The following is a 26,159-nucleotide window of genomic DNA, read 5'->3' on the forward strand; positions in this document are numbered from 1 at the left end:
TGTTCACGCCTCGCGCCTTGAAGTCGCCGGCGATTTGCTGACCCTGCTCCGCGACACCACCACGGAGCCACGTACCGACACGCAGTTGGAGGCCCTGACCCTGGCCGTGGCGGCCGACCTGCCCGTCCTGCTGTGGGGGGAGCCGGGGATCGGCAAGACCGCGGCGCTGCAGCAACTCTCTGAGGCACTCAACCTGCCGCTCACGACGGTAATCGCCAGCGTGCACGAGCCGTCCGACTTCTCCGGCCTTCCGGTGGTCGGTGACGACCCCGCCGCGCAGGGCGTCCCGATGGCGCCGCCGGATTGGGCCGTACGTCTGGCTCGCGCGGGCCGGGGGCTGCTCTTCCTAGACGAGCTGTCCACGGCACCGCCCGCCGTACAGGCCGCCCTGCTCCGCCTGGTTCTGGAACGGCGGGTCGGGGCCCTGCGGCTCCCGGCAGGTGTCCGGATCGTGGCGGCCGCCAACCCGCGTTCCTCTGCCGCTGATGGCTGGGAGCTGAGCCCGCCGCTCGCGAACCGGTTCGTCCACCTGCAATGGCGTCACGATCACGATGTCGTCGTACGCGGCCTCGGCGGGACCTGGCCGCGCGCGAGCCTGCCGTGGCTCGACCCGGAGCGGCTGTCCGAGGCGGTGACGTTCGCCCGGCGTGCGGTGTGCGGGCTCCTCACCGCCCGCCCCGAGCTCGTGCACCGGCTGCCGAACAATGAGGCACACCGGGGTGGCCCGTGGCCCTCACCTCGCAGCTGGGAGATGGCGTTGTGCCTGACCGCCTTCGCCGCCGCGGCCGCCGCGTCCAAGGACGTGCTGTCCATGCTGGTCAGGGGCGCGGTGGGAGACGGGCCTGGGCTGGAGCTGCTTGCCGCCATGGACCGGATGGACCTTCCCGACCCCGAGGCGCTGCTGGCCGACCCGGCGACGGCCGAGCTGCCCCAGCGGGGTGACCTGCGCCAGGCCGTACTTGACGGTGTGGTCGCGGCCGTGCGGAAGCGGCCGGATAAGGGCCGGTGGGACGCAGCATGGGCGCTGCTGGCGCGAGCGTTGGAGACCGGTGCGCCGGACCTGGTGGTCGTGCCCGCTTCCACGCTCGCCGCGCTGCGCCGCGCGGACTGGGAGGTCCCGGCCACGATCGAGAGGCTTGCCGGGGTGGTCTCCTTGAGCAGGAAGGCGGATGCGATCGCGGCGCGGGTGACGGGCTGATGGACTTTGAGAAGCTCTTCACCGCCCGGCTGTACGCCGCGCGGGCCCGGCCCTATCTGGCGACGGCGCTGTTCGCGCTGCATCCGGTGGAGTCGCGGTTAGTGCCCACGATGGCCGTGGATCGGCACTGGCGTTGTTACATCTCACCGGCATTCGTCGTGCGGACCCCCGTTGAGGAGCTGGCGAGCGTGTGGGTGCACGAGGTCTCCCACCTGCTGCGCGACCATCACGGCCGCAGCGACCGGGTCGCCCGGCAGCGGGAGCTGACGGGACGGGGAGAGCGGCTGCGGATGAACATCGCCGCTGACCTCGAGATCAACGACGACGTGTACGGTGACGGGCTGGCCTGGCCTGGTGGCGCCGTCCAACCGAAGATGCTGGGGCTGCACGAAGGCGAGCTCATGGAGGACTATCTGCGCCAGTTCCGGCTGGGCCCGTACACGCAGGATCTGATCTGGCTGGACTGCGGCAGCGGCGCCGACGGACTCGAGCGGGAGTGGGATCTCGGACTGGAGGGCGCGAACGGGCTCAGCGACCACGAGCGGGAGGCGGTCCGGTTCCGGGTGGCGCAGGGCATTAACGCCCATCCGGGGAATGTGCCGAAGGGATGGCGGCGGTGGGCGGAGGAGGCATTCCACCCGCCGCAGCCGTGGCGGGAACTGCTCGGCACAGCCATCCGCTCAGCGGTGTCAGGACCCGGCGTGGGCGAGGACTACACCTATGGCAGGCCGCCGCGGCGCTCGGCCAGCCTGACGGGCGTCATCCTGCCGAGCCTGCGGCGCAGGCCGCCGCGGATCAGCGTGGTCATCGACACCTCCGCGTCGGTCAGCGACGCCGAACTGGGAAGCGCGTTGCTGGAGGTCGCCGCGATCGTCCGCGCCGTGGGCGGCCGGCGCGACCTGGTCAGCGTTCTGTCCTGCGACGCGGCCGCCCGGGTCGCGCAACAGCTGTGCCGGGCCGAGGGGATGACGCTGGTGGGCGGTGGCGGTACGGACCTGCGTGCGGGCATCGCCAAGGCGCTGCGGGCGAGCCCGCGGCCGGACGTCATCGTGGTCCTGACCGACGGACAGACCCCGTGGCCGCAGGAACGGCCGACGGCCCGCATGGTGGTGGGGCTGTTTTCCCGGACCAGGCGGTCGTACGAGAGCGATCCCGACTACGTGCCGGACATCCCGCCCTCATGGGCACGGGTGGTCGACATCGGCTAGTCAATACCTCGTTGACACTCCTGATCAGGCCTTCGGGTATAGACACCGAAAGGTCACTGGTTCGATCTCAGTATCGCCCACCATGTTGTCGCAGTTCAGAGGCCGTTCCCTCTCGGATGGCAGCGGCCTTTCGCATGCTCTGGGTGACTACCGTTTCAGGTGCGGGCGTGTTCTTTGTGCGGATGCATGATCGTGCTCGTGCATACCGACAGTCTCGCTGATGCTGATGACCAATTCGGCGTTGTGGATATCCGGAGGCCGCCGTGGGAGGCGGCGGTAGCCTGATGGCATGACTGCTGAGCCGCTGCATCACGCCGAGGATGACCCGGCGGAGATCTTGCGTGCGCTGCCGGAGCGGTGGCATGAGCAGTTCCTGAGCGAGTATCACAGTGCCTTGGACGCGGCCCACGAGGTCTGGCGGTTCCAGCAACTGCGGGAGCTTCTGCGCGTGTGGCGGCTGCACGCGGCTGCGGTCTCCGATCCCGATTTCGACACGGCGGAGCGGGCGGTTCGTGAGGGTCGGCGCGAGGAGTTCGTGTCGATGGAGGATGCCTTCCCTGGATGGGCCGACCGTCGATGAGTTACCGCGTGGATCTCCACGTGGCGGCGCTGTCCCAGATGAAGGGCCTTCCCGATGAAGCGCTCGACGCGTTGATCTCCCGGACGGTGGATCTCGTCGAGAAGCCCTGGGACGCGTGGGTCCTGTACAAGGATGATCCCGATTTCCGTATGACGACCTTCGGTGATTTCGGCGTTCTGTAATTCAAGGTCGATGAGGCCGACGAGCTGATCACCATCTTCAATGTGACGTGGGCGGGCTGACGGAGGGATCGAGCAACGCTATCCCTCCCGGCCCACTCTCGATATGAGCGACTATTTGAGTGACAACGGCGACGGACGTCCTCAGATGGAGGCGGACGCCCGTGGATCGTAATCGCAGGTCAGGTCGGCTTTCGACCCACGTGGGCGGTCTCACTCAGGTGTTTCACACCGAAGCGGCCACTGGTTCGATCCCAGTATCGCCCACCACGTTTCCGCAGTTCAGAGGTCAGATACCGCGCCAGCGGGGTCTGGCCTTTCGTCGTCTGGACCGTGGTTGGTCCGTGGGACCAGACGTCACCTGCCGCCCTGGACCGTCACTGAGCCGCTCACTCCCGGCACCCGGTTGCGTGGGGACGGCGGACCACCGTGTTCGATCGGAACGTCGACGCGCGCGGAAAGGTCCGGGTATCAGGTTGATCGGCCTGCCTTCGCACGTTGTGGGCGTAGCGGACCGACGTATTCGGTCGACCGGGGAGATTGGGTACACACGGACGACAGCATCTCAAGAATCTCGCCGAGGAATTGACGGCTGGTGCGTCCACAGCAATCGCACGGGTGGGGCTCGAACGTCGCGGGGTTACGGGAAGTTCGTGCCCAGCCGACGAGGGCTTCTATGGTCGCTCCCGGCCACAGCCCGGATCGCGCGTAGTTGACCGCACTCGTCAGTTCGATCTCGAGGATCTCTTGCTGAGCGTCGCCATGAAGTGCGGCCGTCTCAGGAAAGCTGCGCCTCCAGTGAGTGGCGGGCGGCAGCGAGGATGTCCTCGGACAGGTCCGTGCCCGCGGTGGCACGGGCCAGGAGAATGGCTCCGACGAGGGTGGCGGTCGCGGCCAGGCCGTCCTCGCGGTCGGTGTCCGACAGCCAGTCGGCGAACTCTCGCACGCCGTCGGCGTAGGTCTCACGGGGGCCCATGTCGTCGTCATCCGTCTTTGCGATATCGCCGGCAAGGCCCGCGGCGGCGCAGCCGGTCCCGGGGTCGTCCCTGTGGTCGGGCGAGAGGTACTCGTCCAGGAGTGCCTTGCGTGCCGTCGTGGCGTCGGGGTGGGCTCCGCTCAAGCCGGCCAGGTATGCACTACGTTCCTCGAACGCGCGAATGGTTGCTTCGGCCACGAGCGCTTCCTTGGAGCCGAACTGCTTGTAGAACCCGCCAGGGGTCAGGCCGATGGCCTTCATGACATCGGCGACGCTGACTTCCTGCACGCCGCGCTCGCGGAACAGGCGCGCAGCCTCCGCGACGGCGCTGGCCCGGTTCTCCAGGGCCTGGGCTTGGGACACACGGCTCACTGGGGGACACCTGCTCTCCATTTAGAGTTTCAACGATATCTATCGTAGCCGACCGTACTTCATGCGGAAGGTCCGCTTTCTCTAGGTGTGCCGAGTTTCACGCAGCGTGACGAGCTTGACATCATTTAGATGCCAGTCATAATCTAAATGTGATCCCAGGCTCTGCCGCCCTGACACAGCTGATGCCGGAGGGGTGGCGGACGGCCGCTCGTGGGCCCGTCGCCCCTATTGGTTCCAGGGCGGCGCAGTCCGGCCGCGATCCTCTCTTCAGCCGGGCCTGGGCCCGCGAGCGATCTCGCGGACTCGGCGCACCCGGGGCGCTCTGCGCAGTGAAAGAAGAGATGAGATGACCACGATTCTGATCACCACCGCCAACGGCAGCACCGGCCGGCCGATGGTCGACTACCTGCTCAAGGACGGCTTCAACGTCCGCGCCATGGTCCGCAGTGACGATGCACGGGCACAGGAACTGCGCGAGGCGGGCGCCGAGGTCGTCTTCGGTGACCTCCTCAACTTCCGCGACGTGCGTACGGCCCTGGAGGGGGTCCAGCGTGCCTACTTCAACTACCCGCTGGGGGACGGCCTGGTGGAGGCGGCCGTCATGTTCGCGCAAGCCGCAAAGGAGCAGAATCTCGAGCTCATCGTGAACATGTCGCAGATTCAGTCGCGCCCCTACGCGCGCAGCAAGGCCACCCAGAACCACTGGCTGTCCGAGCAGGTCTTCGACTGGTCCGGCGTCCCGACCACTCACCTGCGGATCACGTTCTTCATGCAGTGGCTCCTCTACATCTCCGGGCTCATCCGCTATGGCCGCTACGTGATGCCCTTCAATGGGGACAGCCGCTTCGCTCCGATCGCCGGCCGTGACATCGCACTGACCGCCGCCAACGTCTTCGCCTCGCCCGAGAAGCACGGCGGCCAGATCTACACGCTCACAGGCCCGGTGGAATACAGCCACCAGGAGCTCGCGGCCGAGGTGAGCCGCGTGCTGGGCAAGGACCTTCCCTTCGAGCAGGTCACCGTGACCAGGTTCCTTGAGTTGATCGGTCTTGAGAACGACACCGCCAAGCTCAAGCACTTCGAGGCGGTCACCATCGACCAGCAGGAGGGGCGTCTGGCAGGTGTCAGCGAAGCGGCCCCGAGCATCAACGGCCAGCCGCTGGTGACGGTCGAGGAGTTCATCAACGAGAACCGCTCCCTGTTCGAGCTCGACTACACCAAGTCGGCAAACTGACTTCCCCCTAGGGCTCGGGGCCGGGGTATGGCCGTGATCATGACCGAGATGGACAAGGCAGCGTCACGGCCGCCTCGGAGCTTGCCTACGGGCCGAGAGGTTCGGCGCGGTTCAGTGGCGACGGTCTTGCGGAAGGTATGGGCTGAACCCATCAGTAACGCGACCCCGATGGCGAACGCGATGACCACCAGGGGCCGGAGCATGGTGGCGATCACGTGCGCGTTCACCACGGCGGCACGTCCATGACACGGAGCCGCCGCTGGTCGGGCGGGCGCCCGGGGGTCAGGTGCCGGTGGTGACCGGGCTGGCCAGGATGATCGGGTCGGGGGAGAGCCATGGCCGTACCCACGCCTCCTCCTCGCGCCGGACGAGCTCGCCGCAGCCGTCACACACCCTGCCCGGGGTCGTGACCTGGCCGCACCGCTGGTGGATCACCTGCATCGAGCCGGTCGGCTCGGCCGGCTTGGTGTGCTCCTCGCCCCAGACGGCCAGAGCGTGCAGCACCGGCAGCACCTCGGCCCCCGCAGTCGTGAGCCGGTACTCCTGCCGGGTGCGCCCCCCGTCGTGGTACGGCACCCGCATGAGCACCCCGGCCTCGACCAGCCGGGCGAGCCTGTTGGACAGGATGTTGTCGGCGATGCCGAGCTCCGCGCGGAAGGCGTCGAAGCGGGTGGTGCCCAGGTTGGCGTTACGCAGGATGAGCAGCGTCCACCGCTCGCCCAGCAGGCCGGCGGCGCGGCCGATCGGGCAGGGAACGGACACCTGTCGCGCTGTTGTCACATCAGCCTCCTCTCGAGCCCAACACTGGCTTTCATTAAGCAAGTCTAGCTCGGGAGGCCGGAAGGGGGTCGGCCCCTCGCCCCATGGCGCTTCGACCTGGCATGCGGCGTCACGCCACTCACCGCGCGACCGCCTCATCATTCCCTTCAGGCGGTGTGTCCTTTGACGTCGAGTGTCGTTCGCCACGGTGTGGTCGCCTGGGGCGGCCGGTTCGGTGTCAGGCGGCCGCCTCGGTCGCTCCGCACAGCCTGGCTTGCATCTGACAAGCCGAAGACGTAACGTCGCAGGTAGAAATAGCTTTCGTTTTGAAAGTCAGGCTGGTCGGCCGGAGCTGTCCTGCGGCAGACGCCGAGAACGGCGCCCTACAGTACGGCGACGCCCATGTCCCGGTCCCGCCCACGGAGCGGGATGCCGGACCGGCCGCACTGGTGAAGGGGGAATCACCATGACGGCTATCAAGACCCACCCTGTCCAGGACGTCGCGCGCGAGGTCCACCGGCTGACCGTGGATACAGGCATGCCATTCGCGGCCTTCCGGGAGAGCTACGAGCGGGCGGTGCCGCCGCTCGACATGGCGGAGTACGAACGCCTGCGTCATTCCGGTTCCGACTGGGACGCCGTCCTGCGAGCCGCAGGGGAAAACGCGCCTCACGGTTTCATGATCTTCTGGAGATTGGACAACACGGCGATCATGCAAGGCTCCGGTGACCGGTGGCACAGCGTGCAGTACCTGATGGGCAACCACACCATCGCCCAGCGCATGTTCCACCACGATCCCGGTGTCCTGCTCTACGCGCCTCTGCGCACCACGGTCTACGAGGACGCCCGTGGGGTGACGCGCTTCGCCTTCGACCAGCCGAGCGCGCAGTTCGCCTCCTTCGGCGATCCCGAGATAGCGGCCGTCGGCGTCGAACTCGACCGGAAGGTTGCCGCCCTCCTCGACTACCTCGGCGTGCCCGTGCCGGAACGGCTCGTCCCGGCGGACGCCCGTACGAGGTAGAGGTGGGTGGCGGACATGAAGCAGACGTTTCTCGGTGTCGGTTACACGAGGGACCGCGCCGGGCTGCCACTTGAGGCAGTACGCGTTCCCGTCCCGCGGCCGACGGCCGACGAGGTGCTGATCCGCGTCGCCGCTTCGTCGCTCAACCCGCTGGAGTACAAGCTGGCCGACCTCAACTTCATGGGACGGACGCCTCCCGTCGTGCTCGGTTTCGACCTCGCCGGCGTGGTGGCCGCCGTGGGCCGTGACGTGGAGGGCGTGGCCGTCGGTGACGAGGTGGCCGCCATGGCCGGCCTGAACGGTGACGGGGGCTGGGCCGCGACGGGTGGCGACGGCGGCTCCTACGCCGTCGCACCGTGCTTCCTCACCGTCCGCAAGCCGACGTCCGTGAGCTTCCGTGACGCGGCGGCGCTTCCCATGTGCTTCCTCTCGGCTTTCGCGGGTCTCTACGGGGCCGTCCAGGCCGGTGCCACGGTCTACGTACCGGGCGGCGGGGGCGGTGTCGGTCATCTGGCCGTCCAGATGGCGGCACGTGCCCTGGACGCCGGGACGGTGATCAGCAGTGGTGGCAGGCCGCAGTCGATCACGCTGGCCCGGCAGTCCGGCGCGCACTTCGTCTTCGACTACAAGCGTGACGACGTCGCAGTCGAGATCGCGGAGTTGACGCACGGCCGGGGAGTCGACCTGGTCTTCGACGCCACCTACAACGAGCAGAGCTTCGCCGAGACCGCGAAGACCGTCCGGCGGGGTGGCAGCTGGATCGTGCTCGGTGTCGGCCCCGGCAGGACGACCCGCCTGGCCGAGACGCACAGCCCGGTGGACGCCACCCTGGCCGGGCGCGGAGCCAGGCATGTCAACGTCAACCTGCTGCGCTACTTCTCCGAACCCGCCATGCTCGACGGCGAGGCGCGTGGCTTCCTCCAGCGCGGGATGGACCTGGCGATGGAGTGGGCGGCGAAGGGGCTCGTGGTCCCGCACGTCAGCCAGACCGTCGACAGCACCGTCGAGGCGATCAGCACCGGACTGCGGTCGCTGAAGGAGGGCGGCGGAGCGCTAGGCAAGATCGCGGTGATCGTGGATCGCGATCTGGCCGCGGGGACGTGAGGGGGGAGCGCTCACGAGCCCTACAGCGCAGGGTCGACTTCCCCGCTGTTGCGCTTTGTGACGGTCGTCGGCTCCTCGGCGAGCTTCTATCTGCTGCCGTCAGTCGTCCCGGCGTACGCGCAGAGTGCGCCGGGTGGGGGCTGCGACAAGGCGGGCCTGGTCTCCGCTGTGCCACGGTCACATGGTGATGAGCGTGGCTGACTCATCGCGAGCCGCAGTTGGGTGAGGTGCAGTCCGCGTTGCGTCGGCAGGGTTGTACGGCGCCCAGGCGGGCTCACGGAGGGCAGGGCAGTGTTCGGGAGTTGGATGGTTCGCGATGTCGATCATGCGGTCGAGAGCGTCGCGTGCGGCAGCAAGGTCGGCCATGGCGGCGGTGATGCGGTTGCGCTCCGATGCCAGCAGCTCGAAGGCCTTGGGGGAGGCCTGCCCGGTATCGACGCAGGGCAGTAGCTGCAGGATGGTCCGGCTCGGCAGGCCGGCGGTGAAGAACTGCTGGATCAGCCGGACACGTTCGACGGCTGACTCGGGGTAGGTTCGCTGGCCGCTGGCGGTGCGTTCCGGGGTGAGCAGACCCTGCTCTTCGTAGTACCGGAGAGCTCTGGTGCTGACCCCCGCCTGGTGTGCGATCTCGCCTATCCGCATCTGCGCCCTCCCCTGATTCCGGCTTCGCGGTTCTCGACTTGCCCTTGACGTCAATGTGAGGTTTTACGGTAGCCGATGCCGGGCCGGATGCGGCTCGCCGAACCCGAGAGACCTACGCAGGAAGCAAGGAACCCATGAACGTCACCGACCAGATCGCCCTCGTCACCGGAGCCAACCGCGGTATCGGCCGTCAGTTCGTGCTCGAACTGCTCGAGCGCGGGGCGAGCAAGGTCTACGCGACGGCTCGCCGCCCCGAGAGCCTCGACTTCGACGACACCCGGGTGGTGCCGCTGCGACTCGACATTGTCGACCACGAGTCCGTCCTCGCGGCAGCGGCGACCGCGCGGGATGTGACCCTCCTCGTCAACAACGCCGGCATCGCGACCGGTGCCGCCCTCGTCACGGGTGACCTGGACGAGGTCCACCGCGAGATGGACACGCACTTCTGGGGCACGCTCGACGTGATCCGCGAATTCAGCCCCGTCCTCGCGGCCAACGGCGGAGGTGCAATCGTGAACGTCCTGTCGGCGCTGTCGTGGTTCGCCGGCCCGGGCACCGGCTCGTACTCGGCTGCCAAGGCTGCGGAGTGGAACATGTCGAACGGCGTCCGTCTCGAGCTCGCGGATCAGGGCACGCTCGTCCAAGGCGTCCTCCTCGGCGCCGCCGACACGGACATCATGGCCGGATACGACGGACCCAAGATCGATCCCCGCGAGGTGCCGCGCCGCTCGCTCGACGGCCTGGCCGCCGGCTCGATCGAGGTGATCGTCGATGACTGGACCGCAATGGTGAAGGCGTCGCTCGTCGGCGACCCCGCCGCGTTCTACGCACAGATCACCGAGTTGCTCGGTGCGAGTTGAGCAGCTCGGTCGGAGTGGGATATACCGCTCGCGTATGCCGGTCGAGTGACCGTGAGTCCCCGTCATTCCCCGCTGCTTGCCGACCGTACGGGCACGCAACGGGCACGCGGGGCGGTGCCCCAGGCTCTCATCGCGGTACTCAGGAAAATGTGCGTCTTGTACTCAGGACGATGGAGGTGGGGCAGCAGACACTCACTGTCATGGAGATGCGATCGCCGATAGGTGAATCGGCAATGAATGATCCTGACGACAGTTCCGGTCGCGATACCGCGCTATCCAATATCAATGCTTTGGCCGTGGCCTCCTTCGTGAGCGGGCTGTGCAGCCTCCTTCCGTTTCCGGGCATAGTGATCTTGTTGTTCATGGACGTCGACTCGATCACAGAAGCCATCAGGCAGCTGCTGGTTCCTGTGGTATTCCCCTTGCTGTTCCCGGGGCTGAGCGTGCTGGGAATTGTCAGCGGTCATATCGCCCAGCACAAACTCAGGTGGACCTACGGGCGAGGCTCGCGTATCGCATTCTGCGGCGTCTTACTCAGCTACCTGACTCTCGCCGGCGGGGTGCTGTTCATCGCATGGTTCATATGGCTGTTAAGCCAATTGAGTTGACCAGCCGGGCTAAATGACTGCGAGATCCATGCCAAGAGTTCGACCGCTGATCTCGATAGCTTCGCCGGACGCTGATCCTCTCTGGTGGCGCGCGAACTCGTCCGCATCGCGCGCATGCCAAGGAAGATCAGCCACAGCTTCTGCCCCTGTCCACCTGCCGTCGACCCACTGCGGAGCGGTAGCGGGCACGGCACACTGGGCCAGAACCAGCGCGACGATGCCTCGTTTTGTGGGTACCACCGTAAATTCGTCGGGGTCAGGGAGCGGGCTCGTGTCCTAGTCAGCTCGCAACTTTGCCGATTTCGCCCGTCATCCAGATCAGGCGCTCACCGTTGTGATCGATCTCGTGCCGGCTGACCATGCCCATCCGCTGGTAGAAGCCCTCGGCACGCGGCTCCGCGCCGACGCCGAGCAGACGCGCGCCCAGTGAGACCGCGTGCTGGACCAGGTGACACCACAGCAGGCGTCCGACCCCCGTGCCGATGATGTACCGATCAACGAACAGCAGACCGATTCCCAGGTAGTCCTCGTGTTCGTTGAGTGTGTAGAAGCCGATAGGGATGCCGTCTTTCTCCGCAACCGTGGCATGGCGAGACGCGATGTCCCCTGCTGTGAGCTTCGGCGTCACGGCGGGAACCTCCTCCACGCGCCCGCCCACCCAATGCGACTTCGACCGCAGGACCAGCTCATCAAGGAACGGGAGGTCCTCTAGCCGGGCTGGGCGGATCGACACATGTTCCACACCACGAGCGTGGCATTCACCAGTCGCGATGTCATCGGGAATTCTCGTAGGCAGGGCTGCATGAGCTGGGTTCATGTTCACTCTCAGAAAGGTTTGGGCGTCGGCATTACCTGCCGTTCGAACAGGACGTGGCGGGGCGTCGCGGTCGGCTTCCCCCGTTACTTCACCCACGGGTCCTCGAGAAGTCGTCGCTCTCGCTGTCCAGGCGCTGCACGCGCCGACCGAGGTGAGCGGCGAGCACGCCGGGGTCGAGTGGAGGGAGGAAGGTATAGCTCACCAGGGTGTATTCGGCGGCCAGCCGTCCGACGGCGTGCAGGGCGGCCGCTGCCCAGCGCGCCACCGGGGAAGTAGGCGGTGTTGAGCCGCCTGTCGGCGTGCGGCCTCGGTGGTTCATCAAGCGCATGCTGGCGCTTGACGAAGGTTTGCCGTGACTCGCCATAGGCTGAGGTGCGTGCCCCAGACACGGTCATGACCCAAAGGGGGTACATGATGACGGAGCGCGGGCAGGCCGCGATGGTGCGGCCGGGGCGTCAGGAGGACGTGCTGCCCCTGGTGGCGCCAGGCACCGACCTCATCGTGCCGCCGCAGTGCGGTGAGCCGCAGACGCTGATCGACACTCTGGAAACGCACGCGAACGAGCTTGAGGGCGTGCGCATACATCAGATGGACCCGTCGCGCCGGCGCCGCTACATCGAGGGGGCGTATCCGGGTCGGCTGGAGCACATCACGGCCTTCCTCGGGCCGGGATCGCGTGACGCGTACGCGGCCGGCACGGTCGAACTGGTCCCTGCGCACTTCAGCGAGGTGCCGCTGCTGCTGCGCCGAACGACCAAGCACGTGATCGTCCTGGCTGCCGCCGCCCCGCCTGACCAGCACGGGTACTTCAGCCTCGGCACCAACGCCGACTACGTCGCCTCGTTCATCGGTGAAGTCCCGTTCTTCCTTGAAGCCAATCCCCAGATGCCGCGCAGCTACGGCGAGAACCAGGTGCACATGTCCCAGGTCGCCGGCTGGTGCACGGCGGACTACCCGCTGTCCGAGATGAGGTCGGCCGTCCCGGACGAGCGCGACCGGCGGATCGCCGAGTTCATCGCCGATCGGATCCCCGACGGGGCCTGCCTGCAGATCGGGATCGGCCGGGTTCCCAGCGCCCTGTCGCCCGCGCTACGCGATCATCGCAATCTCGGCGTCCACAGCGAACTGCTGGTCGACGGAATGGTGGATCTCGAAGAGGCGGGCGCGCTGACCGGTGGAACCAAGCGCCGACATCGCAACAAGCACGTGGCCACACTCTGCCTGGGGACACGCCGCCTGTTCGACTGGATCGACGACAACCCGTCCGTGGCGCTGTTGCCGGTAGAGCGGGTCAACGACCCGCGCGTCATCGCTCAGCAGCCCAACATGATCTCGATCAACGCCACTAGCGAGGTTGACCTGATGGGGCAGGCGGCGAGCGAGACCATCGCCGGCCGGTACTGGTCGGGCTCCGGCGGCCAGGCCGACTTCGCACGCGGCGCCCTGTACTCCGAGGGCGGCAAGGGCTTCCTGGTGACGCACGCGACCACCAGCAGCGGCATCAGCCGGATCACCGCCACTCTCACTCCGGGCAGCGCGGTGACCAGCCTGAAGAACACGGCCGACCATGTCGTCACCGAGTACGGCGTGGCCCACCTGCGAGGACGCAGCCTCTCCCAGCGCGCCGAGGCGCTGATCCGGATCGCCCATCCCGACCACCGCGACCGGCTCCGCCACGATGCCCGTACGGCCGGGCTCCTGCATTGAGAAGGACTCGTCACGACGCACGGCACCATCCCGGGGCAAGGAGGCCGACATGCCGGATCTGTCAGCGGATTACCTCGATCTCGATAGCCTGTTCTCCGCGGAGGAACTGAAGCTGCGCGACCAGGTCCGCGAATTCGTGCGCGCCCGGATCACACCGAACATCAGGCGGTGGTACGAAGACGCGTACTTCCCGAGGGAGATCGCGCAGGAGATGGGCGCGCTCGGCCTGCTCGGCATGCACCTGACGGGCTACGGATGCGCCGGCCGCAGCGCCGTCGAGTACGGCCTGGCCTGTATGGAACTGGAGGCCGGTGACTCCGGCATACGCACGTTCTCCAGCGTCCAGGGGTCGCTCGCCATGACGGCGATCCACAGGTTCGGCTCCGAAGAGCAGAAGCAGCGGTGGCTGCCCGGCATGGCCGCCGGTGATCTGATCGGTTGCTTCGGCCTGACCGAGCCGGAAGCGGGCAGCGACCCCGCCGAGATGCGCACCACGGCCGAGCGGGACGGCGACGGCTGGGTGCTCAACGGCGCCAAGCGGTGGATCGGGCTGGCCACGATCGCCAATGTGGCGGTCATCTGGGCCAAGACGGACGAGGGCCTCCGTGGCTTCCTCGTCCCCACCGGCACGGCCGGATTCACCGCCATGCCGATCGAGCCCAAGCTGGGCATGCGCGCCTCGATCCAGGCCGAGATCTCCCTGACCGACATACGCCTCGGGGACGAGGCCGTCCTGCCGGACGCCCACGGCCTGCGGGCCCCCTTCACCTGTCTCAACGAGGCGCGATACGGGATCATGTGGGGCGCCATGGGCGCGGCCCGCGACGCGTACGAGGCGGCGCTCAACTACGCACTGGAACGCCACCAGTTCGGCGAACCGATCGGTGCGTTCCAACTCACCCAGCAGAAGCTCGTCGACATGGTGCTGGAGATCCAGAAGGGGACGTTGGTGGCGTTGCACACCGGCAGGTTGAAGGACGCCGGCGTGCTGCGGCACGAGCAGATCTCGTTCGGCAAGCTGAACAACGTCCGCGAGGCCATCGAGGTCTGCCGGGAGGCCCGCATGATCTTCGGCGGCAACGGCATCACGCTCGACTACTCGCCCCTGCGGCACGCGTGCAACCTCGAGGCCGTCCGCACCTACGAGGGAACCGATGAAATCCACACGCTGATCATGGGCAAGGCCATCACGGGCCTGCCTGCGTTCGCCTAGGATCCGCCGGGCTCGCGTGGCCGCGACCGGCTCGCCAAGGCGAAGGCCCAGGCCGCCCGGCTGTGCCGGCCGGCTCCCCAAGGCAGTACGCCGAGGGCAACGCGCCGTGATCGGGTATACCGACCATCCTTAGTGGCATGCGGCATGGTGGGAAACCGCAGTCAGGCGAGGGCAAAAGCGTAAGCCCCCGCCCAGGGGCCTTCCGTTCTACGGATGATCACGATTCGCCCGCTTCTCCGGGCAGGGTGGCCTGCCCGGAGGTCGCTTAATTCCCCAAAGGGCACGTCAGCGAGGGTTGTGGTAGCGGCTGAGCACCCCCATGGCCTTCAGTCGATCGACGATCTCGGTTCTGATGGGGTTGTAAGAGATCCCCAGACTGGTGAGGATCTGGCAGGCACGGCAGTCGTGAACGGCGAGCAGGGCGAGCAGGATGTGCTCGGATCCGACGTAGCCGTGTCCAGTCTTGTTCGCCTGTCGCGGCGCGCCCTTGGCCAGTACGAACGCGGCGTGATCGCTGAAGGCAACCTCCTGCGATGCGCTGGTCTCACCCTGGGGCATGGCGGTGGTGATGGCTGATTCGACGGCCTCCACGCTGCCGGCCAGATCGTCCAGGATTTCGAAGGCCAGGCCGCCCGCCCCGTCGTCGAGGAGCCCCAGCAGCAGGTGCTCGGTGCCGAGCGCGCTGTGCCTGTGGGTTCGGGCATGTTCGCGTGCCAGATCGACTACGTGGCGCGCCTGGCTGCTGAACCAGTCGAAGGTGACCACCTGCGGTTGCCTGGCGTCGGCTTGCTGATCCAGGTCGCGGGCGGCGTCGGTGTAGCTCTTGCCCGTGTTCGCCATGTGCTCTCTGATGGCCTTCTTGCGGGCGGAGTCCTTGACCACGGTCTCTATCCTCTCGGGCGGCGTCCTACGCACCCCGCCGGGAACCATGTCCGCTGAGGGAAGACTTTTCGTGAGGAGTAGGAACGCTGATCCGGTGGACCTTGTCCTCTTCGCCGGGTGGCGTAGGCACCTACGGCTCGGAGCGGGCGGAACGTTCAACCGCCTCTGGTGTGGAGTCTATGCGCCGTCGTCGGTCTGCGCGCGTGGCACGATGATGCGACTCCTGCGCGCTGAGAGGCGAGCCCTCAGTGGAGGTGCCGCTTCTCCCGCTGCTCGCGCTCGGCCAAGCGACGCCTGATCGCATCCGGGTGCATGCCGACGTTCTGGGGGATGCGGAATTACCGGCGGCCGTTGAGATTGATCGCCTCGACCTCGTACCCGTGCAGGCCGACCATGCGCAGCGTCACGCGAGCAGACTAGGAAACCGCAGGTCGAGACCGGGCGAAGTAGGGGGACCCCGGCGCCGATGCGCTACGCGGCGTGCTTCCGCCGCTTGACCTGCGAAAATTGCTAGCGTTCGGTCCGCGGCTCTCTCTCGGAGGAGGAGCCTGCGCAGGCCTGGCGACGCATTCCCTGCCGGGTTGTCTCCGTGGTTTCACCGGGGGCACAAGGAGTGCCCGTTATCGGGGGGTGACGGGCACTCCTTGCCCCTTGTAACGCCTTGCTGTCCTTCTCCTTGCCTGTCGGCTTCCCATCTGTCGCCATGCGAGAGGTCGGCGCCCTCTCTGAAGGACGCGATGAGCCGTTGGCTCAGGCGGCGCCTCGCGCGCTGTCGGATTGCCGCGCGCCGCCTCGGCGCCATCCTGTCACCGCCGGCGTCATGCTCGTCGTCTACGCCATCGTGCAGGCCGAGCCGTACGGCTGGGTGTCGTGTGGCACGCTGATCCCCCTCGTGCTCGGGGTCGTGCTGCTCGCCGGCCTGGTGCTCGAGCGGGTGTTCGAGTCGATGGAGGCACTCGGGTATGTCTACAACCAGGGGGCTGCTTCCCTTCGTCGCCAGACCGCTGGAGACCAGCGCCGGAAGTCGTGTCGTCCGAAGGCGACCCACGCCTGAGCCGCCGCTCGAGGACGGCCGGTGGCCCGCGAAGGCTACGGACGCCTGTCTGTCAGCGGAAGTCGGAGGACGAACCGGGCACCACGCGTTGAGTCTTCGATCGAGAGGGTCCCGTTGTGGGCGTGGGCGATGTCGCGCGAGATGGCCAGGCCGAGCCCGCTACCTCCCGGCTCCCGGCTCCGGCCCTCGTCCAGTCGGACGAAGCGCTCGAAGACGCGCTCTCGGTCCTGCGACTCGATTCCAGCACCGTCATCACACACGGTGATGACGGCCGAGCCCTCCACTCGTGCCACCGTGACCTCGACCCTTTCGTCCGCGTGCCGCCGGGCGTTGACCAGGAGGTTGTCGATGACCCGGATCAGCTGAATCCGGTTGCCCAGAACGTTCACATCCCGGCCCGCGTCGACGTGTACCGGGACGCCACCCGCCATGGCCGCCACCTCCTTCGCCACCAGCGCGCCGACGTCGATCGGCTCGTACGCGGCCGGCCCTCCGGCACGGAGTCGGGCCGACACCAGCAGGTCGTCGATGATCGTCTCCAGCCGATCGGTGACCGTCAGCGCCTCCCTGATGGTCACGTGCGGGTCGACGTCGGCGGGGTAGAGCACCGCCTCCTCGAGCCGGGCGCGGAGACCGGCAAGCGGCGTTCTGAGCTCGTGAGAGGTGGAGGAGGCGAACCGACGTTGCTCCTCGAACATGTCCGCGTTGTCCACGGCGAGCCCAGCCCGGCTGGCGATGTCGCCGATAAGGGATAGATCGGCCGAGTCGTACACCGGGGAGGTTGCGTAGCGGGCCAGGGTGAGCGCACCCAGCACCCGGCGCGGCGTACGCAGCGGCGCGACGATGACCGAATGGGCACCCAACTCCTCGTATGGCCGCCGCCGCTGGACGCTGTACTCCTCCGGGTCAATTTGCTCGGCCAGATCCTCTGGGCCGAACAGCACCGCGGGGCCGCCGCGCAGCACTCGCGCCATCGGCACCTGGGAGGTCCCTGGAAACGCCGGAAGCGGCCCCTCCCACTGCTTGCACTCGACACCGCTCCGGTCCTGTTTGACCACGACCGCCACCCTGTTCACCCCGTCACCGCTGGGGCCGAGCAGGTCGATCATCGCCCAGTCGGCCAGCCGGGGCACCACCAGACGCGACAGCCGCCGCAGCGCCTCATCCACCTTCAGGGTGGAGGCCAGCACGGTGCTGATCTCGGCCATCAGCGACAACCGGTCGGTCAGCTTCTCCAGTGCCGCCAGAGCGGCCGCCTGCTTGTGTTCCACGGCCTTGTGCCGCGACAGGTCGTAAAACAGGACCACCGAGCCCATGTCCTTCTTCCCGCCCAACGGGAGCGGGGCCGCCATCACGCCCACCGGGACCAGGTCTCCGGATCCGCGAGTGAACCACGCCTCCTCGCTGCGGACGTACACCCCTTCGGCAAACGCGGCCAGAATCTGGCAGTCCTCCCGGGGGATCGGGCTTCCGTCGGCGTTGCGGTGCAGCAGGTCGTGGGGGTCGACCCCGATCAACTGCCGTGCGGGACGATCGAGCAGCCTCTCGGCATACGGATTGACCAGGAGGATCTTCCCCATTTGGTCGACCACGTACAGACCCACGCGCAGACCGTGGAACAAGGCTCTGACGAGGTCCTCGCTGAACCCATACCCCGCCCAGTCCTCGAGCCCGTCGCTGGCTGCCATGGCGGTTCCCCCTTACCCACCACCTGCCCAATCCGCCCAAACGGCGAATAATGCCTTAAGGCTATGTATTCCGAAAGGGACTGCCGTGTGCGCCGGGGAGATCCTTCATAGATCGTTCTCGACCCACGAGGAGTGTCCCCGTTCGAGCTGTACGGCGCCGACCCGGGCACGGCTGACTGAGGCGGGACCGAGGTCAGTGGGCGGGCGACAGTCGGGGCACCGCCTGGACGTAGATCACCATGCCGACCACCTCGACCAGGGTCTGGGCAACGACCACCACTGCGGCGATGCCCGGGGGGGTTGGGCAGGGCCACGGGCAGGACGACCAGGGAGTTGACCGTGGACTGTGCAGTCCAAGCTATTTGCCGAGCGGTTCTACAAGGCCAGGGAGATGCTCGGGTCCGACTCCGCCGCGGTGCGCCTGGCCGGCGTGCATGCGCTGGCGTCTCTCGCCGACGACTGGGTGGGCGGCCGGCAGATGCGCGCAAATGTCGTCGAGGTCCTTGCCCTGGTCAGGAGGCACGATCAGGAAGGTTGCCTTCTGGCAGGTAAGACCTGCCGCGAGCCTGTCACTCACCAAGACATACCCGGCAGGATCTCGAGTTCAGACGCCAACTGCGGCACGAGCAGCATCGCAAAGGAGTGAAGAAGTATGGGCGTTCGAAGGCCGCAAACTGATCGCCGTCGGCGGCAGCAGCGGCATGGGACGGCAGAGTGCTGAAGACGCCATCGCGGCCGGCGGCTCGGCCGTCATCATCGGCCGCGACCAGGCCCGCGTGGCGACACCGTCAACACCTTGTCCCAGAACGGGGAGGCATGGGGCATCACTGCCGATCTTGCCAACCGCGACGACGTCAGGCGGGTTCAGGACACGCTGGCGGCCGAGCACGCTGACACCACCCTCCTGGTGAACTCAGCCGGCTTCTTCATCCCCAAGGCTTTCCTCGACTACGAGGGCGCCGACTACGACACCTAACTCGAGCTCGCCAGGTCAGCCTTCTTCCTCACCCAGACCGTCACCCGAGGCATGCGCTCACCCACGACCTGGCCATGGAGCTCGCGGAGCACAAGATCCGCGTCAACGCCGTGGCGCCTGCCGTTGTCGCGATCCCCTTGTACGAGGCGTTCGTACCCAAGGACCAGCTCGAGGCCACGCTCAACACCTTCAACGGCTTCCACTCCCTCGGCCCTGTGGGAACGCCCAAGGACATCGCCTCTGCGGTGACTTACCTGCTCTTCGACGATGCCGGCTGAGTCACCGCCGCGATCCTCAACGTCGACGGCGGCGTCATGGCGGGCCGGAATCAGGCCTCAAAGAGATCCCCTGCCACGTGAGGTCCGGGCACAGCACGGACTCCTTGGCAAATAACACGAGAAGTCAAACCTCACAGCGAGGAGCTAGAACCATGGCACAGACAAATGAACGCACGCCCGAGGCAGTCGAGCGACTGGGGCCACGACCGCGGGCGGTCACCCAGGACGACGTCACCGAGCCGCCCTTCGAAAACGAGTTCCGGAACTCAAAGGAGCCGGGCATCTACGTCGATGTGGTCCCAGGCGAACCGCTCTTCGCGTCGGTCCACAACGCGGACGTCGTCGTACGAACCCGGGTGCGTGTGCCCCTGCGGTTCGGCGACGGGTTCAGCGCGGTGGCCGAGGCCGTGACCTTCCGCGGTCTGGCCGACGACGGCGAGCACATGGCGCTCGTCTTCGGTGAGCCGGGCGCGGGCGCGTCACCGCTGGTGCGCCTGCACTCCGAATGCCTCACCGGCGACGTCTTCGGCTCGGCACGCTGCGACTGCGGCCCGCAGCTGCGCGAGGCCGTCGAGCGGCTCTCCGCGGCGGAAGGGGTGCTGCTCTACCTGCGTCAGGAGGGCCGGGGGATCGGCCTGTACAACAAGCTGGACGCCTACGCCCTGCAGGACGACGGCCTGGACACCTACGCCGCGAACGCCGCGCTCGGGCTGCCGGAGGACGGGCGGGACTACACCGTCGCCGCGCAGATGCTCGGCGCGCTCGGGATCGGCAGCGTCGACCTGCTGTCCAACAATCCCGACAAGGAGCGTCAGCTGTCCGCCCTCGGCGTCACGGTGCGCCGGCGTGTGCGCACGGGCGTCTTCGCCACCGACCACAACATGCGCTATCTGCGCGCCAAGGTCGACCGTACGGGCCACACCATCGCCCTGACCGAACTCGCGAGCTAGCTGGGGAGTCCTGATGGCCACCACGCGGCCGTACGTGCTGCTGTCCGCCGCGGTGAGCGTCGACGGCTACCTCGACGACGCCGGCCCCGAGCGGCTCCTGTTGTCCAGCGGCGAGGACTTCGACCGGGTCGACGCGGTGCGCGCCGACGTCGACGCCATCCTCCTCGGGGCCACGGCCGTGCGCCGCGACAACCCGCGGCTGCTGGTCGGCTCGGCGGAGCGGAGGGCCGCCCGCCTGGCGCGAGGCCTGTCCGAGCACCCCATGAAGGTGGTGGTCACCGGCTCCGGCGACCTGGACCCGTCACTGGCCCTGTGGCACTGCGGCGGCGCGAAGCTTGTCGTCACCGTCGACTCCGCGCTGGCGCGGGTGCGGGCCACGCTCGGCCCGCTCGCCGACGTGGTGAGCACGGGCCCCGCCGTCGACTGGCCGCAGGTCCTCGACGAGCTGGGCAGACGTGGAGTCCGCCGCCTCATGGTCGAGGGCGGCGGCTCGGTGCACACCCAGCTGATGTCGGGGAACCTCGCCGACGAGATGCACCTGGCCGTGGCGCCCCTCCTGGTCGGCCAGGCGGACGCGCCGCGCTTTCTGGGACCCGCCGCGTATCCGGGCGGCTCGCTCGTCCGGATGAGGTTGGTGGAGGCCCGCCTGGTCGGCGACGTCGTGCTGCTGCGCTACTTCCCCAAGGAGCGTTCGGCCGGCGTCACACGTGGTGACGCCAGGAATGCCGCGGGATGAACCCGAGCGCCTCCCGCGCGGCGTCGATCGACAGTCACACGGGCTGGCCCAGTTTCACCATCCCGCTCGAGCCGGGCAACGTCGTGGAGCGCAGCGACACCAGCGGTCTGTGGCCCAGCAAGGTCGTTACGGAGGTAACCCCTATCGGGACGGCCTGGGAGGCAGAGCCCGAGCACCAGGACTACTTGATCAAGCATCCCAACGGCTACACGTGCCACTACGTCCGACCTCCGGGGCAGCTGCCCCACCAAGAACATGCCGGCTGATAGAGCGAATTGCCCACGGCCAGGCCAGGAGCAGACCCCTCGACTCCAAGAAGATGGGGAGTGCTTCTCGTCGGCGGGACACTCTGGCTAGGCATCCAAGGCGTGAATCATCCAAGGTGGACGCGTGGATAACGAAGCGCAGAACGCATCCGGCGATCAGCGGAGTGATCACTGGGCTCGACTGGACGCCTTTCTCCAGACCGATCCGCGCGACGCCGGCTGCGACGAAGCCATGGAGATGCTGGACGTCTACGCGGAGCTGCTTGCTGCGGGCAACGACCCGAGCGAGCGGTTCCCGGGCGTTCATGCGCACTTTCTGGCTTGCGGTCCATGCGCCCAAGCCTTGGAGGGCCTGCTATCGGCGCTCCAAGGCCCAGCCTCTTCTCAGCCCGCCCCGCCGTAGCACGCTGGCGAGGACCCACGAGAGGCGGGTTCCAGACCCCGGACGCCGCGCCGGCAAGCCGGTAACTCGCGCCCGCGACACCTTGGTGTTGATGGCTGGGCTCGACTTCGGTGTGCTGGAGGGCGTACCGGTTGGGCTTCAGATGGGTGTAGTAGAGCCAGCCGACCAGTTCGCCGTCCCGGTAGAGCTCCAAGCGGCCTTGGCTGGTGTTGTCAATCAGGTCCTCGGCAGCCGGTGCCTGTTCTTCACTGCTCATCGGCCCACTCCTTCAACGTGTATCTGCGGCGTGCGTTCGGGCGATCCCCGTTTTGGACGCCGAAGTCCAAGTATGGCGTTCGGACGCTCTAGGAGCACAGCAGGGGTGTTATAAATTGGACTGCATAGTCCGCGACGCTCTTGCGGGTGCTGGCTAGACCCACCGACTGGAGAGAACGAGGCGAGAAGAGAGCATGAAGCCATCACCGGCCGCCGTTGAGGTGCGCAAGGATGAGACCACCCGCCTTTACGAGGCACTGATCGATGGCCAGGTCGTCGGTAATCTGGCTTACGAGACGACCGGCGGACGAGTCTTGCTCACGCACTCCTACGTGGACCGAGATCAACGGCATCGAGGCGTCGCTTCGGCACTGGCGCGCTACGCCCTGGAAGACCTGAGCCAAAGTCAGACCAAGGTTGGCATCTACTGCGGGTTCGTTGCCGACTACGTCCAAAACCACCCCGAGTTCAACGACGCCGTCGACATCAGCCGCTCGGCTTTCATCGCCACTCGCACCGCGCGAGACACCAACAGCGGGCGCTGACATCATGGATGACCTGCACATCACCATCGAGCCTGACCACATCGTCAATTCGACCCTCATCCTGCGGTCCCGGTCTGCCGAAGACGCCCACGGCGCGTTCGAGATCTACGGGGACCCGAGAACTGCCAAGGCGATCGGCAGGCGACAGCCTGTGCGTGACCTCGCCGAGATGCGGGAACTGCTGGAACACTGGGATCGGCAGTCGTCACAGAGCCCGGTGCCACAGGGCCTGTGGGCAGTGAAGGCGGCCAGCGGCTTACTCAGGTTCTGAGTTGGGCCATGCTCTCAGCCCGCGACTTCGGCCCGGATCCGGGGCCGTTTGGCGATGAGCTCAACGTTCAGACAGGCTCTCGATGTACGCAAGTGCCATGTCGATCGATGTTGCCATCGGTGTGACATCGCGCGCGGTCTGGGCCAGCATGTACCCGCCCTGGAGGGCGGCCATGAGCCCGGTCGCGAGCTGGTCTATCGACGCCTCGGGCGCAAGCGCACCACCGTCTTGAAGCCGTCGCAACACGCCTGCCAGGAGTCCCTGCCATTCGGTGAACAGTTGAGACAGAGCTTGGCGTGCGAGAGCGTCGTGATCGGAGACCTCGGAGGCCAGCGAGCCGAGCGCACAGCCGTAGGCGCCATGTCGAAGGGCATTGTTCTGGACCAACGCGTCCCGCCAGCGTCGCAGGCCCCGGATCGTCGAGACATGGCCGAGGGCTTCGCGCTCGCGCTCGATGATGCGTTCGCCCACGTGGTCCACGACGGCCCGCACGAGCGCGTCCTTGCCGTCGAAGTGGTGGTACAACTGCGACTTGCTCACTCCGCTCGCCGCGAGCACGTCATCCAGCGTGGTGGCCCCGACTCCTTGGATGTACATCAGTTCGGTTGCCGCGGCGACGATCCTTGCCCGCGTCTTTGCACCGCGCGCCGTCAGGCGTCTGCCATCGTGCGATTCAGCGGTCGTCATCACAGGTTCATGTTACCGATCGGGCTACTCGTGACCGTTCGCGCATAGTACAGATGCGTACGTGGTGGCAGGGGCTCGCACTCCGTTCGGGAAGTATTGGGGGCTCGCTCTCACACCTGCGCCTTGACGATTTCTTGGGCCTACCGATGGTTGCAGCCTGCGAACGCTCCAGGGTTCCCCGAGAGTGTTCCTGCGATCACTGAACCGCTTCTGCGCCTCCTCGCTCGGCGCGGCGATCTCCCTCGCGCACCCCATCCAACTGGGGATGACCAAAATCGGTCCGGCCGCCGGTGTCGAGTCGATGTCGCACTCCGATGGATCGAGCGCCGTAGTCATCGCCAGCGATGACATGGTCGCAGGGCTAGGGGTTGCGCCGTCGGCCAGGATCGTCGGTTCGGCGGTGCATGCGTTGGAGCCCGGACTGATGGGCATCGCGCCGGCTGCTCACCCTCGGCATCTCGATGCGGGAGCGAAACGCTCGCTACGGCGTTCTCGGTGTGTGCGCGGGCTCAGGGCAGGTGTGGCCGTCCTGCTCGAGAACGACCAGGCACGAACCGGGATCAGCGTTCGACGGGGCCCGGCTCGAGCGCGGAGGTGTCCAAGTCGCCCTTCCGCAGCCGAAAGACCTGAAGACGCAGGTCATAGTACTTGTCCGTTTCCCCGACCCACTCCATCCCGATGCGGCGGGCGGCGCGAGTGCCGCGCTCGTTCTTGGGCCGTACGACGGCGAACACCTCCTCCTCGCCGTTGCTGAAGGCATAGTGGGCCAGGGCATGACCCGCCTCGGCCGCCAACCCCCGCCCCCACGCCCACGGGGCGAGCTGGTAGCCCAACTCCAGGTCGTCGCACTCCGGCGGCAGCGGAAGAATCTGACCCGAGCCTGCGACGCGCCCGCTCTCGGTCTCTTCGATCACCCACCGGCCACTCGGGCGCCCCTCGGATCCCAGAGGTGCGGCGATCCATCCGGCGATCACCGCACGCATCTGGTCGAGGTCGTTGACGCGATCCATTGCCGGGGCCAGCCATCGGGAGACCTCCGAGCTGCCGTAGATGTCGAGCGCCCCGGCTGCGTAATCTTGATGCCACGGACGCAGCCGCAACCGCGGTGTGCTGATGGTCGAACCGACGATAGTGACCTCGTGAGTCAACGCTGCTCCTCGATGCGGGGACGGGCACGCCCGACGGTGCGCCTAGCGGTTGATAACGCTACGCCGTATTGGACGAATTCGTCCATCGAGGCCCGCAACCGGGTGACGTCACAGCGAGCCAGACAGCAGACGAAAGAGATGTGGCGTCCCGGGCACCAATCCAAAGAGAGCCAGGGGCACTCTCGCGCCACAAGCCCTATCGATCAGCGTAAGAAGCCGAGATCCAGGTGCCACGAACACTGGTGAACCAAAGATGTCACGCAGGCGTGGGTTGGATACAGGGAGGCTCCGGATGAAGGCGATTGTGGTGACGGATCAGGCCGCGGGGACGGCCGGGATGACGCTGGTCGAGCGGCCCGAGCCGGAGGCGGCGGTGAACGATGTCCTCGTTGAGGTACATGCGTCGGGATTCACCCCCGGCGAGCTGACGTGGCCCGGAACCTGGACCGATCGCCTCGGCCGCGACCGCACGCCGTCGATCCCCGGCCACGAGGTGGCCGGTGTGATCAGCGCGCTCGGCTATGGCACGAGGGGGCTGTCGGTGGGACAGCGGGTTTTCGGCCTCGCGGACTGGACTCGCGACGGCACCCTGGCCGAGTACGTAGCCATCGAGGCGCGCAACGTTGCGCCGCTGCCGGGCGATGTCGACTTCACGGTGGGCGCGAGCGTGCCGATCTCCGGCCTGACCGCGTGGCAGGGACTGTTCGTGCACGGCCGCTTCCAGGTGGGACAGAGCGTCCTCGTGCACGGCGCGGCCGGCGGAGTCGGCTCGTTGGTGACCCAGCTCGCCAAAGAGGCCGGTGCCCATGTCATCGGCACCGGACGTGCCGCCGATCGGCAGACCGCACTCGACTTCGGCGCGCAGGAGTTCGTCGACCTCGACAACGACTCGCTGGACGACGTCGGCGGAGTCGATCTGGTCTTCGACGTGATCGGCGCCGACATCGGGAAGCGGTCCGCGAGCCTCGTTCGAGCCGGCGGAATGCTGGTGACCATCGCCGGCCCGCCCGAAGCGCAGCCGGCGGAGGGCCTGGCGGTCGACTTCGTCGTCGAGGCCGATCGCGCGCAGCTGGGTGAGATCGTCCAGCGGATCCGGGATGGTCGGTTGCGGATCAACATCGGCACCGTCGCGGCGCTCGACGACGCCGTCGCCGCCTTCAACCCGACCGAGCGGATCAAGGGAAAGACCATCATCCGCGTTCGTCCATAAGGACGCGGAGGCCACACCCGATTTTCTAAGGCCACGGCTCCCCGGCAGAAACCGTGACAATGACGATCAATCTCGGGGTCGAGGCCGCCACCCGCACCCTCAGCGCGAACCCGCGAGAGGGCAGGACGACGAGCAGCTCACCGCGTTCGAGCACGACCTGACGTAGCCGTCCGGCGTTCGGACGTAGTTCGAGTCGTGCGGGTACGGGATGGGCGGCTGCGGACGAACATCGGCACCGTCGCGGCTCTCGACGATGCCGTCGTCGCCGTCAACCCGACCGAGCCGGTCTAGGGCAAGGGCATCATCGGCGTTCGCCGATAAGGACGCGGAGA

30 protein-coding genes and 1 pseudogene are annotated in these 26,159 nt (G+C 67.3%); 22 read left to right on the top strand and 9 right to left on the bottom strand.

Annotation, left to right across the window (positions count from 1 at the left end):
* Positions 1-34: 34 nt before the first annotated feature.
* The 4 genes from Psi02_RS30840 (at position 35) to Psi02_RS30855 (ending at position 3,168) form a co-directional block, all read left to right on the top strand.
* Positions 35-1,198, top strand: a complete 1,164-nt coding sequence (locus Psi02_RS30840; RefSeq protein ID WP_239095304.1) for an AAA family ATPase — start codon at positions 35-37, stop codon at positions 1,196-1,198.
* The gene (locus Psi02_RS30845; RefSeq protein WP_203979354.1) at positions 1,198-2,406 is read left to right on the top strand and encodes a vWA domain-containing protein; all 1,209 of its coding nucleotides are present in this window, start codon (positions 1,198-1,200) and stop codon (positions 2,404-2,406) included. Before Psi02_RS30840 ends, Psi02_RS30845 begins: the two co-directional genes overlap by 1 nt.
* 289 nt (positions 2,407-2,695) lie before the next feature.
* Positions 2,696-2,986 carry a DUF6247 family protein gene (locus tag Psi02_RS30850; protein WP_203979355.1) on the top strand — a complete coding sequence of 97 codons (291 nt, stop codon included), beginning with the start codon at positions 2,696-2,698 and terminating at the stop codon, positions 2,984-2,986.
* Positions 2,987-2,994: 8 nt separating this feature from the next.
* Positions 2,995-3,168, top strand: a complete 174-nt coding sequence (locus tag Psi02_RS30855) for a hypothetical protein (protein ID WP_203979356.1) — start codon at positions 2,995-2,997, stop codon at positions 3,166-3,168.
* Positions 3,169-3,943: 775 nt separating this feature from the next.
* Here Psi02_RS30855 and Psi02_RS30860 read toward each other — a convergent pair.
* Positions 3,944-4,513: a TetR/AcrR family transcriptional regulator gene (locus Psi02_RS30860; RefSeq protein WP_203979357.1), complete on the bottom strand. Its 570-nt coding sequence runs from the start codon at positions 4,511-4,513 to the stop codon at positions 3,944-3,946.
* Between the two features lie 346 nt (positions 4,514-4,859).
* On the opposite strand from Psi02_RS30860, the gene Psi02_RS30865 reads away from it, so the two are divergent.
* On the top strand, positions 4,860-5,747 hold the full coding sequence (locus Psi02_RS30865; RefSeq protein ID WP_203979358.1) for an NmrA family NAD(P)-binding protein: 888 nt from the start codon (positions 4,860-4,862) through the stop codon (positions 5,745-5,747).
* A gap of 282 nt (positions 5,748-6,029) precedes the next feature.
* Here Psi02_RS30865 and Psi02_RS30870 read toward each other — a convergent pair whose 3' ends face one another.
* Positions 6,030-6,527, bottom strand: a complete 498-nt coding sequence (locus Psi02_RS30870; protein WP_203979359.1) for a winged helix-turn-helix transcriptional regulator — start codon at positions 6,525-6,527, stop codon at positions 6,030-6,032.
* Between the two features lie 445 nt (positions 6,528-6,972).
* Here Psi02_RS30870 and Psi02_RS30875 point away from each other — a divergent pair, with 445 nt between their 5' ends.
* Positions 6,973-7,527 (top strand): DUF302 domain-containing protein, encoded by a 555-nt coding sequence (locus Psi02_RS30875; RefSeq protein ID WP_203979360.1) that lies wholly within the window; start codon positions 6,973-6,975, stop codon positions 7,525-7,527.
* 15 nt (positions 7,528-7,542) lie between these two features.
* Positions 7,543-8,631 carry a quinone oxidoreductase family protein gene (locus Psi02_RS30880; RefSeq protein WP_203979361.1) on the top strand — a complete coding sequence of 363 codons (1,089 nt, stop codon included), beginning with the start codon at positions 7,543-7,545 and terminating at the stop codon, positions 8,629-8,631.
* 177 nt (positions 8,632-8,808) lie between these two features.
* On the opposite strand, the gene Psi02_RS30885 is transcribed toward Psi02_RS30880, so the two are convergent.
* A complete protein-coding gene (locus Psi02_RS30885) occupies positions 8,809-9,273 on the bottom strand; it encodes a MerR family transcriptional regulator (RefSeq protein ID WP_203979362.1) in 465 nt (154 codons plus the stop codon).
* Positions 9,274-9,407: 134 nt separating this feature from the next.
* Between Psi02_RS30885 and Psi02_RS30890 the strand changes: the two genes are divergently transcribed.
* Positions 9,408-10,133, top strand: coding sequence for an SDR family oxidoreductase (locus tag Psi02_RS30890; RefSeq protein WP_203979363.1), 726 nt, complete (start codon positions 9,408-9,410; stop codon positions 10,131-10,133).
* 170 nt (positions 10,134-10,303) lie between these two features.
* A complete protein-coding gene (locus tag Psi02_RS30895) occupies positions 10,304-10,741 on the top strand; it encodes a hypothetical protein (RefSeq protein WP_203979364.1) in 438 nt (145 codons plus the stop codon).
* A 280-nt stretch (positions 10,742-11,021) separates the two neighbouring features.
* Here the strand turns inward: Psi02_RS30895 and Psi02_RS30900 are convergent, their stop codons facing one another.
* Together Psi02_RS30900 and Psi02_RS30905 are read right to left on the bottom strand one after the other, a co-directional pair.
* The gene (locus Psi02_RS30900) at positions 11,022-11,369 is read right to left on the bottom strand and encodes a GNAT family N-acetyltransferase (protein ID WP_203979365.1); all 348 of its coding nucleotides are present in this window, start codon (positions 11,367-11,369) and stop codon (positions 11,022-11,024) included.
* 277 nt (positions 11,370-11,646) lie between these two features.
* Complete coding sequence (locus tag Psi02_RS30905; protein WP_203979366.1) at positions 11,647-11,823, bottom strand: hypothetical protein; 177 nt, start codon at positions 11,821-11,823, stop codon at positions 11,647-11,649.
* A gap of 149 nt (positions 11,824-11,972) precedes the next feature.
* Here Psi02_RS30905 and Psi02_RS30910 point away from each other — a divergent pair, with 149 nt between their 5' ends.
* Both Psi02_RS30910 and Psi02_RS30915 read left to right on the top strand, forming a co-directional pair.
* Positions 11,973-13,265 (top strand): acetyl-CoA hydrolase/transferase family protein, encoded by a 1,293-nt coding sequence (locus tag Psi02_RS30910; protein ID WP_203979367.1) that lies wholly within the window; start codon positions 11,973-11,975, stop codon positions 13,263-13,265.
* 49 nt (positions 13,266-13,314) lie between these two features.
* A complete protein-coding gene (locus Psi02_RS30915) occupies positions 13,315-14,478 on the top strand; it encodes an acyl-CoA dehydrogenase family protein (RefSeq protein WP_203979368.1) in 1,164 nt (387 codons plus the stop codon).
* A gap of 285 nt (positions 14,479-14,763) precedes the next feature.
* On the opposite strand, the gene Psi02_RS30920 is transcribed toward Psi02_RS30915, so the two are convergent.
* Entirely contained in the window at positions 14,764-15,360 is a 597-nt protein-coding gene (locus tag Psi02_RS30920) for a Clp protease N-terminal domain-containing protein (protein ID WP_203979369.1), read from the bottom strand.
* Between the two features lie 820 nt (positions 15,361-16,180).
* On the opposite strand from Psi02_RS30920, the gene Psi02_RS30925 reads away from it, so the two are divergent.
* Complete coding sequence (locus tag Psi02_RS30925) at positions 16,181-16,414, top strand: hypothetical protein (RefSeq protein ID WP_203979370.1); 234 nt, start codon at positions 16,181-16,183, stop codon at positions 16,412-16,414.
* A 35-nt stretch (positions 16,415-16,449) separates the two neighbouring features.
* Here Psi02_RS30925 and Psi02_RS30930 read toward each other — a convergent pair whose 3' ends face one another.
* Positions 16,450-18,102 (bottom strand): ATP-binding protein, encoded by a 1,653-nt coding sequence (locus Psi02_RS30930; RefSeq protein ID WP_203979371.1) that lies wholly within the window; start codon positions 18,100-18,102, stop codon positions 16,450-16,452.
* Positions 18,103-18,448: 346 nt separating this feature from the next.
* Between Psi02_RS30930 and Psi02_RS30935 the strand changes: the two genes are divergently transcribed.
* The 9 genes and pseudogenes from Psi02_RS30935 (at position 18,449) to Psi02_RS30975 (ending at position 22,782) form a co-directional block, all read left to right on the top strand.
* Positions 18,449-18,748 (top strand): hypothetical protein, encoded by a 300-nt coding sequence (locus tag Psi02_RS30935; RefSeq protein WP_203979372.1) that lies wholly within the window; start codon positions 18,449-18,451, stop codon positions 18,746-18,748.
* A 150-nt stretch (positions 18,749-18,898) separates the two neighbouring features.
* Positions 18,899-19,078 (top strand): Rossmann-fold NAD(P)-binding domain-containing protein, encoded by a 180-nt coding sequence (locus Psi02_RS30940; protein WP_203979373.1) that lies wholly within the window; start codon positions 18,899-18,901, stop codon positions 19,076-19,078.
* A 65-nt stretch (positions 19,079-19,143) separates the two neighbouring features.
* Positions 19,144-19,356, top strand: a pseudogene (locus tag Psi02_RS30945) (SDR family oxidoreductase); the annotation flags it as partial.
* A 152-nt stretch (positions 19,357-19,508) separates the two neighbouring features.
* Complete coding sequence (gene ribA / locus Psi02_RS30950) at positions 19,509-20,306, top strand: GTP cyclohydrolase II RibA (protein WP_239095305.1); 798 nt, start codon at positions 19,509-19,511, stop codon at positions 20,304-20,306.
* A gap of 13 nt (positions 20,307-20,319) precedes the next feature.
* A complete protein-coding gene (locus Psi02_RS30955; RefSeq protein WP_203979375.1) occupies positions 20,320-21,042 on the top strand; it encodes a RibD family protein in 723 nt (240 codons plus the stop codon).
* Positions 21,039-21,308, top strand: coding sequence for a peptide-methionine (S)-S-oxide reductase (locus Psi02_RS30960; RefSeq protein WP_203979376.1), 270 nt, complete (start codon positions 21,039-21,041; stop codon positions 21,306-21,308). The genes Psi02_RS30955 and Psi02_RS30960 overlap by 4 nt, the downstream gene beginning before the upstream one ends.
* A 124-nt stretch (positions 21,309-21,432) precedes the next feature.
* Positions 21,433-21,711, top strand: coding sequence for a hypothetical protein (locus Psi02_RS30965; protein ID WP_203979377.1), 279 nt, complete (start codon positions 21,433-21,435; stop codon positions 21,709-21,711).
* 449 nt (positions 21,712-22,160) lie between these two features.
* Positions 22,161-22,511, top strand: a complete 351-nt coding sequence (locus Psi02_RS30970; protein WP_203979378.1) for a GNAT family N-acetyltransferase — start codon at positions 22,161-22,163, stop codon at positions 22,509-22,511.
* Between the two features lie 4 nt (positions 22,512-22,515).
* The gene (locus Psi02_RS30975; RefSeq protein WP_203979379.1) at positions 22,516-22,782 is read left to right on the top strand and encodes a hypothetical protein; all 267 of its coding nucleotides are present in this window, start codon (positions 22,516-22,518) and stop codon (positions 22,780-22,782) included.
* Between the two features lie 60 nt (positions 22,783-22,842).
* Here the strand turns inward: Psi02_RS30975 and Psi02_RS30980 are convergent, their stop codons facing one another.
* On the bottom strand, positions 22,843-23,469 hold the full coding sequence (locus Psi02_RS30980; RefSeq protein ID WP_203979380.1) for a TetR/AcrR family transcriptional regulator: 627 nt from the start codon (positions 23,467-23,469) through the stop codon (positions 22,843-22,845).
* A gap of 560 nt (positions 23,470-24,029) precedes the next feature.
* Positions 24,030-24,617, bottom strand: coding sequence for a GNAT family N-acetyltransferase (locus Psi02_RS30985; protein WP_239095306.1), 588 nt, complete (start codon positions 24,615-24,617; stop codon positions 24,030-24,032).
* 292 nt (positions 24,618-24,909) lie between these two features.
* Here Psi02_RS30985 and Psi02_RS30990 point away from each other — a divergent pair, with 292 nt between their 5' ends.
* Positions 24,910-25,827, top strand: a complete 918-nt coding sequence (locus Psi02_RS30990; protein WP_203979381.1) for an NADP-dependent oxidoreductase — start codon at positions 24,910-24,912, stop codon at positions 25,825-25,827.
* Positions 25,828-26,159: the final 332 nt, after the last annotated feature.

The organism is Planotetraspora silvatica (assembly GCF_016863315.1).
Classification (GTDB): Bacteria; Actinomycetota; Actinomycetes; order Streptosporangiales; family Streptosporangiaceae; genus Planotetraspora; species Planotetraspora silvatica.

Coding starts and splice junctions, on each gene's coding strand:
- Psi02_RS30845 (WP_203979354.1), top strand. CDS start 1,198: ATGGACTTTGAGAAGCTCTTCACCGCCCGGCTGTACGCCGCGCGGGCC.
- Psi02_RS30850 (WP_203979355.1), top strand. CDS start 2,696: ATGACTGCTGAGCCGCTGCATCACGCCGAGGATGACCCGGCGGAGATC.
- Psi02_RS30865 (WP_203979358.1), top strand. CDS start 4,860: ATGACCACGATTCTGATCACCACCGCCAACGGCAGCACCGGCCGGCCG.
- Psi02_RS30875 (WP_203979360.1), top strand. CDS start 6,973: ATGACGGCTATCAAGACCCACCCTGTCCAGGACGTCGCGCGCGAGGTC.
- Psi02_RS30880 (WP_203979361.1), top strand. CDS start 7,543: ATGAAGCAGACGTTTCTCGGTGTCGGTTACACGAGGGACCGCGCCGGG.
- Psi02_RS30885 (WP_203979362.1), bottom strand. CDS start 9,273: ATGCGGATAGGCGAGATCGCACACCAGGCGGGGGTCAGCACCAGAGCT.
- Psi02_RS30890 (WP_203979363.1), top strand. CDS start 9,408: ATGAACGTCACCGACCAGATCGCCCTCGTCACCGGAGCCAACCGCGGT.
- Psi02_RS30895 (WP_203979364.1), top strand. CDS start 10,304: ATGGAGGTGGGGCAGCAGACACTCACTGTCATGGAGATGCGATCGCCG.
- Psi02_RS30910 (WP_203979367.1), top strand. CDS start 11,973: ATGACGGAGCGCGGGCAGGCCGCGATGGTGCGGCCGGGGCGTCAGGAG.
- Psi02_RS30915 (WP_203979368.1), top strand. CDS start 13,315: ATGCCGGATCTGTCAGCGGATTACCTCGATCTCGATAGCCTGTTCTCC.
- Psi02_RS30925 (WP_203979370.1), top strand. CDS start 16,181: ATGCTCGTCGTCTACGCCATCGTGCAGGCCGAGCCGTACGGCTGGGTG.
- Psi02_RS30930 (WP_203979371.1), bottom strand. CDS start 18,102: ATGGCAGCCAGCGACGGGCTCGAGGACTGGGCGGGGTATGGGTTCAGC.
- ribA (WP_239095305.1), top strand. CDS start 19,509: ATGGCACAGACAAATGAACGCACGCCCGAGGCAGTCGAGCGACTGGGG.
- Psi02_RS30955 (WP_203979375.1), top strand. CDS start 20,320: ATGGCCACCACGCGGCCGTACGTGCTGCTGTCCGCCGCGGTGAGCGTC.
- Psi02_RS30960 (WP_203979376.1), top strand. CDS start 21,039: ATGAACCCGAGCGCCTCCCGCGCGGCGTCGATCGACAGTCACACGGGC.
- Psi02_RS30970 (WP_203979378.1), top strand. CDS start 22,161: ATGAAGCCATCACCGGCCGCCGTTGAGGTGCGCAAGGATGAGACCACC.
- Psi02_RS30975 (WP_203979379.1), top strand. CDS start 22,516: ATGGATGACCTGCACATCACCATCGAGCCTGACCACATCGTCAATTCG.
- Psi02_RS30980 (WP_203979380.1), bottom strand. CDS start 23,469: ATGACGACCGCTGAATCGCACGATGGCAGACGCCTGACGGCGCGCGGT.
- Psi02_RS30990 (WP_203979381.1), top strand. CDS start 24,910: ATGAAGGCGATTGTGGTGACGGATCAGGCCGCGGGGACGGCCGGGATG.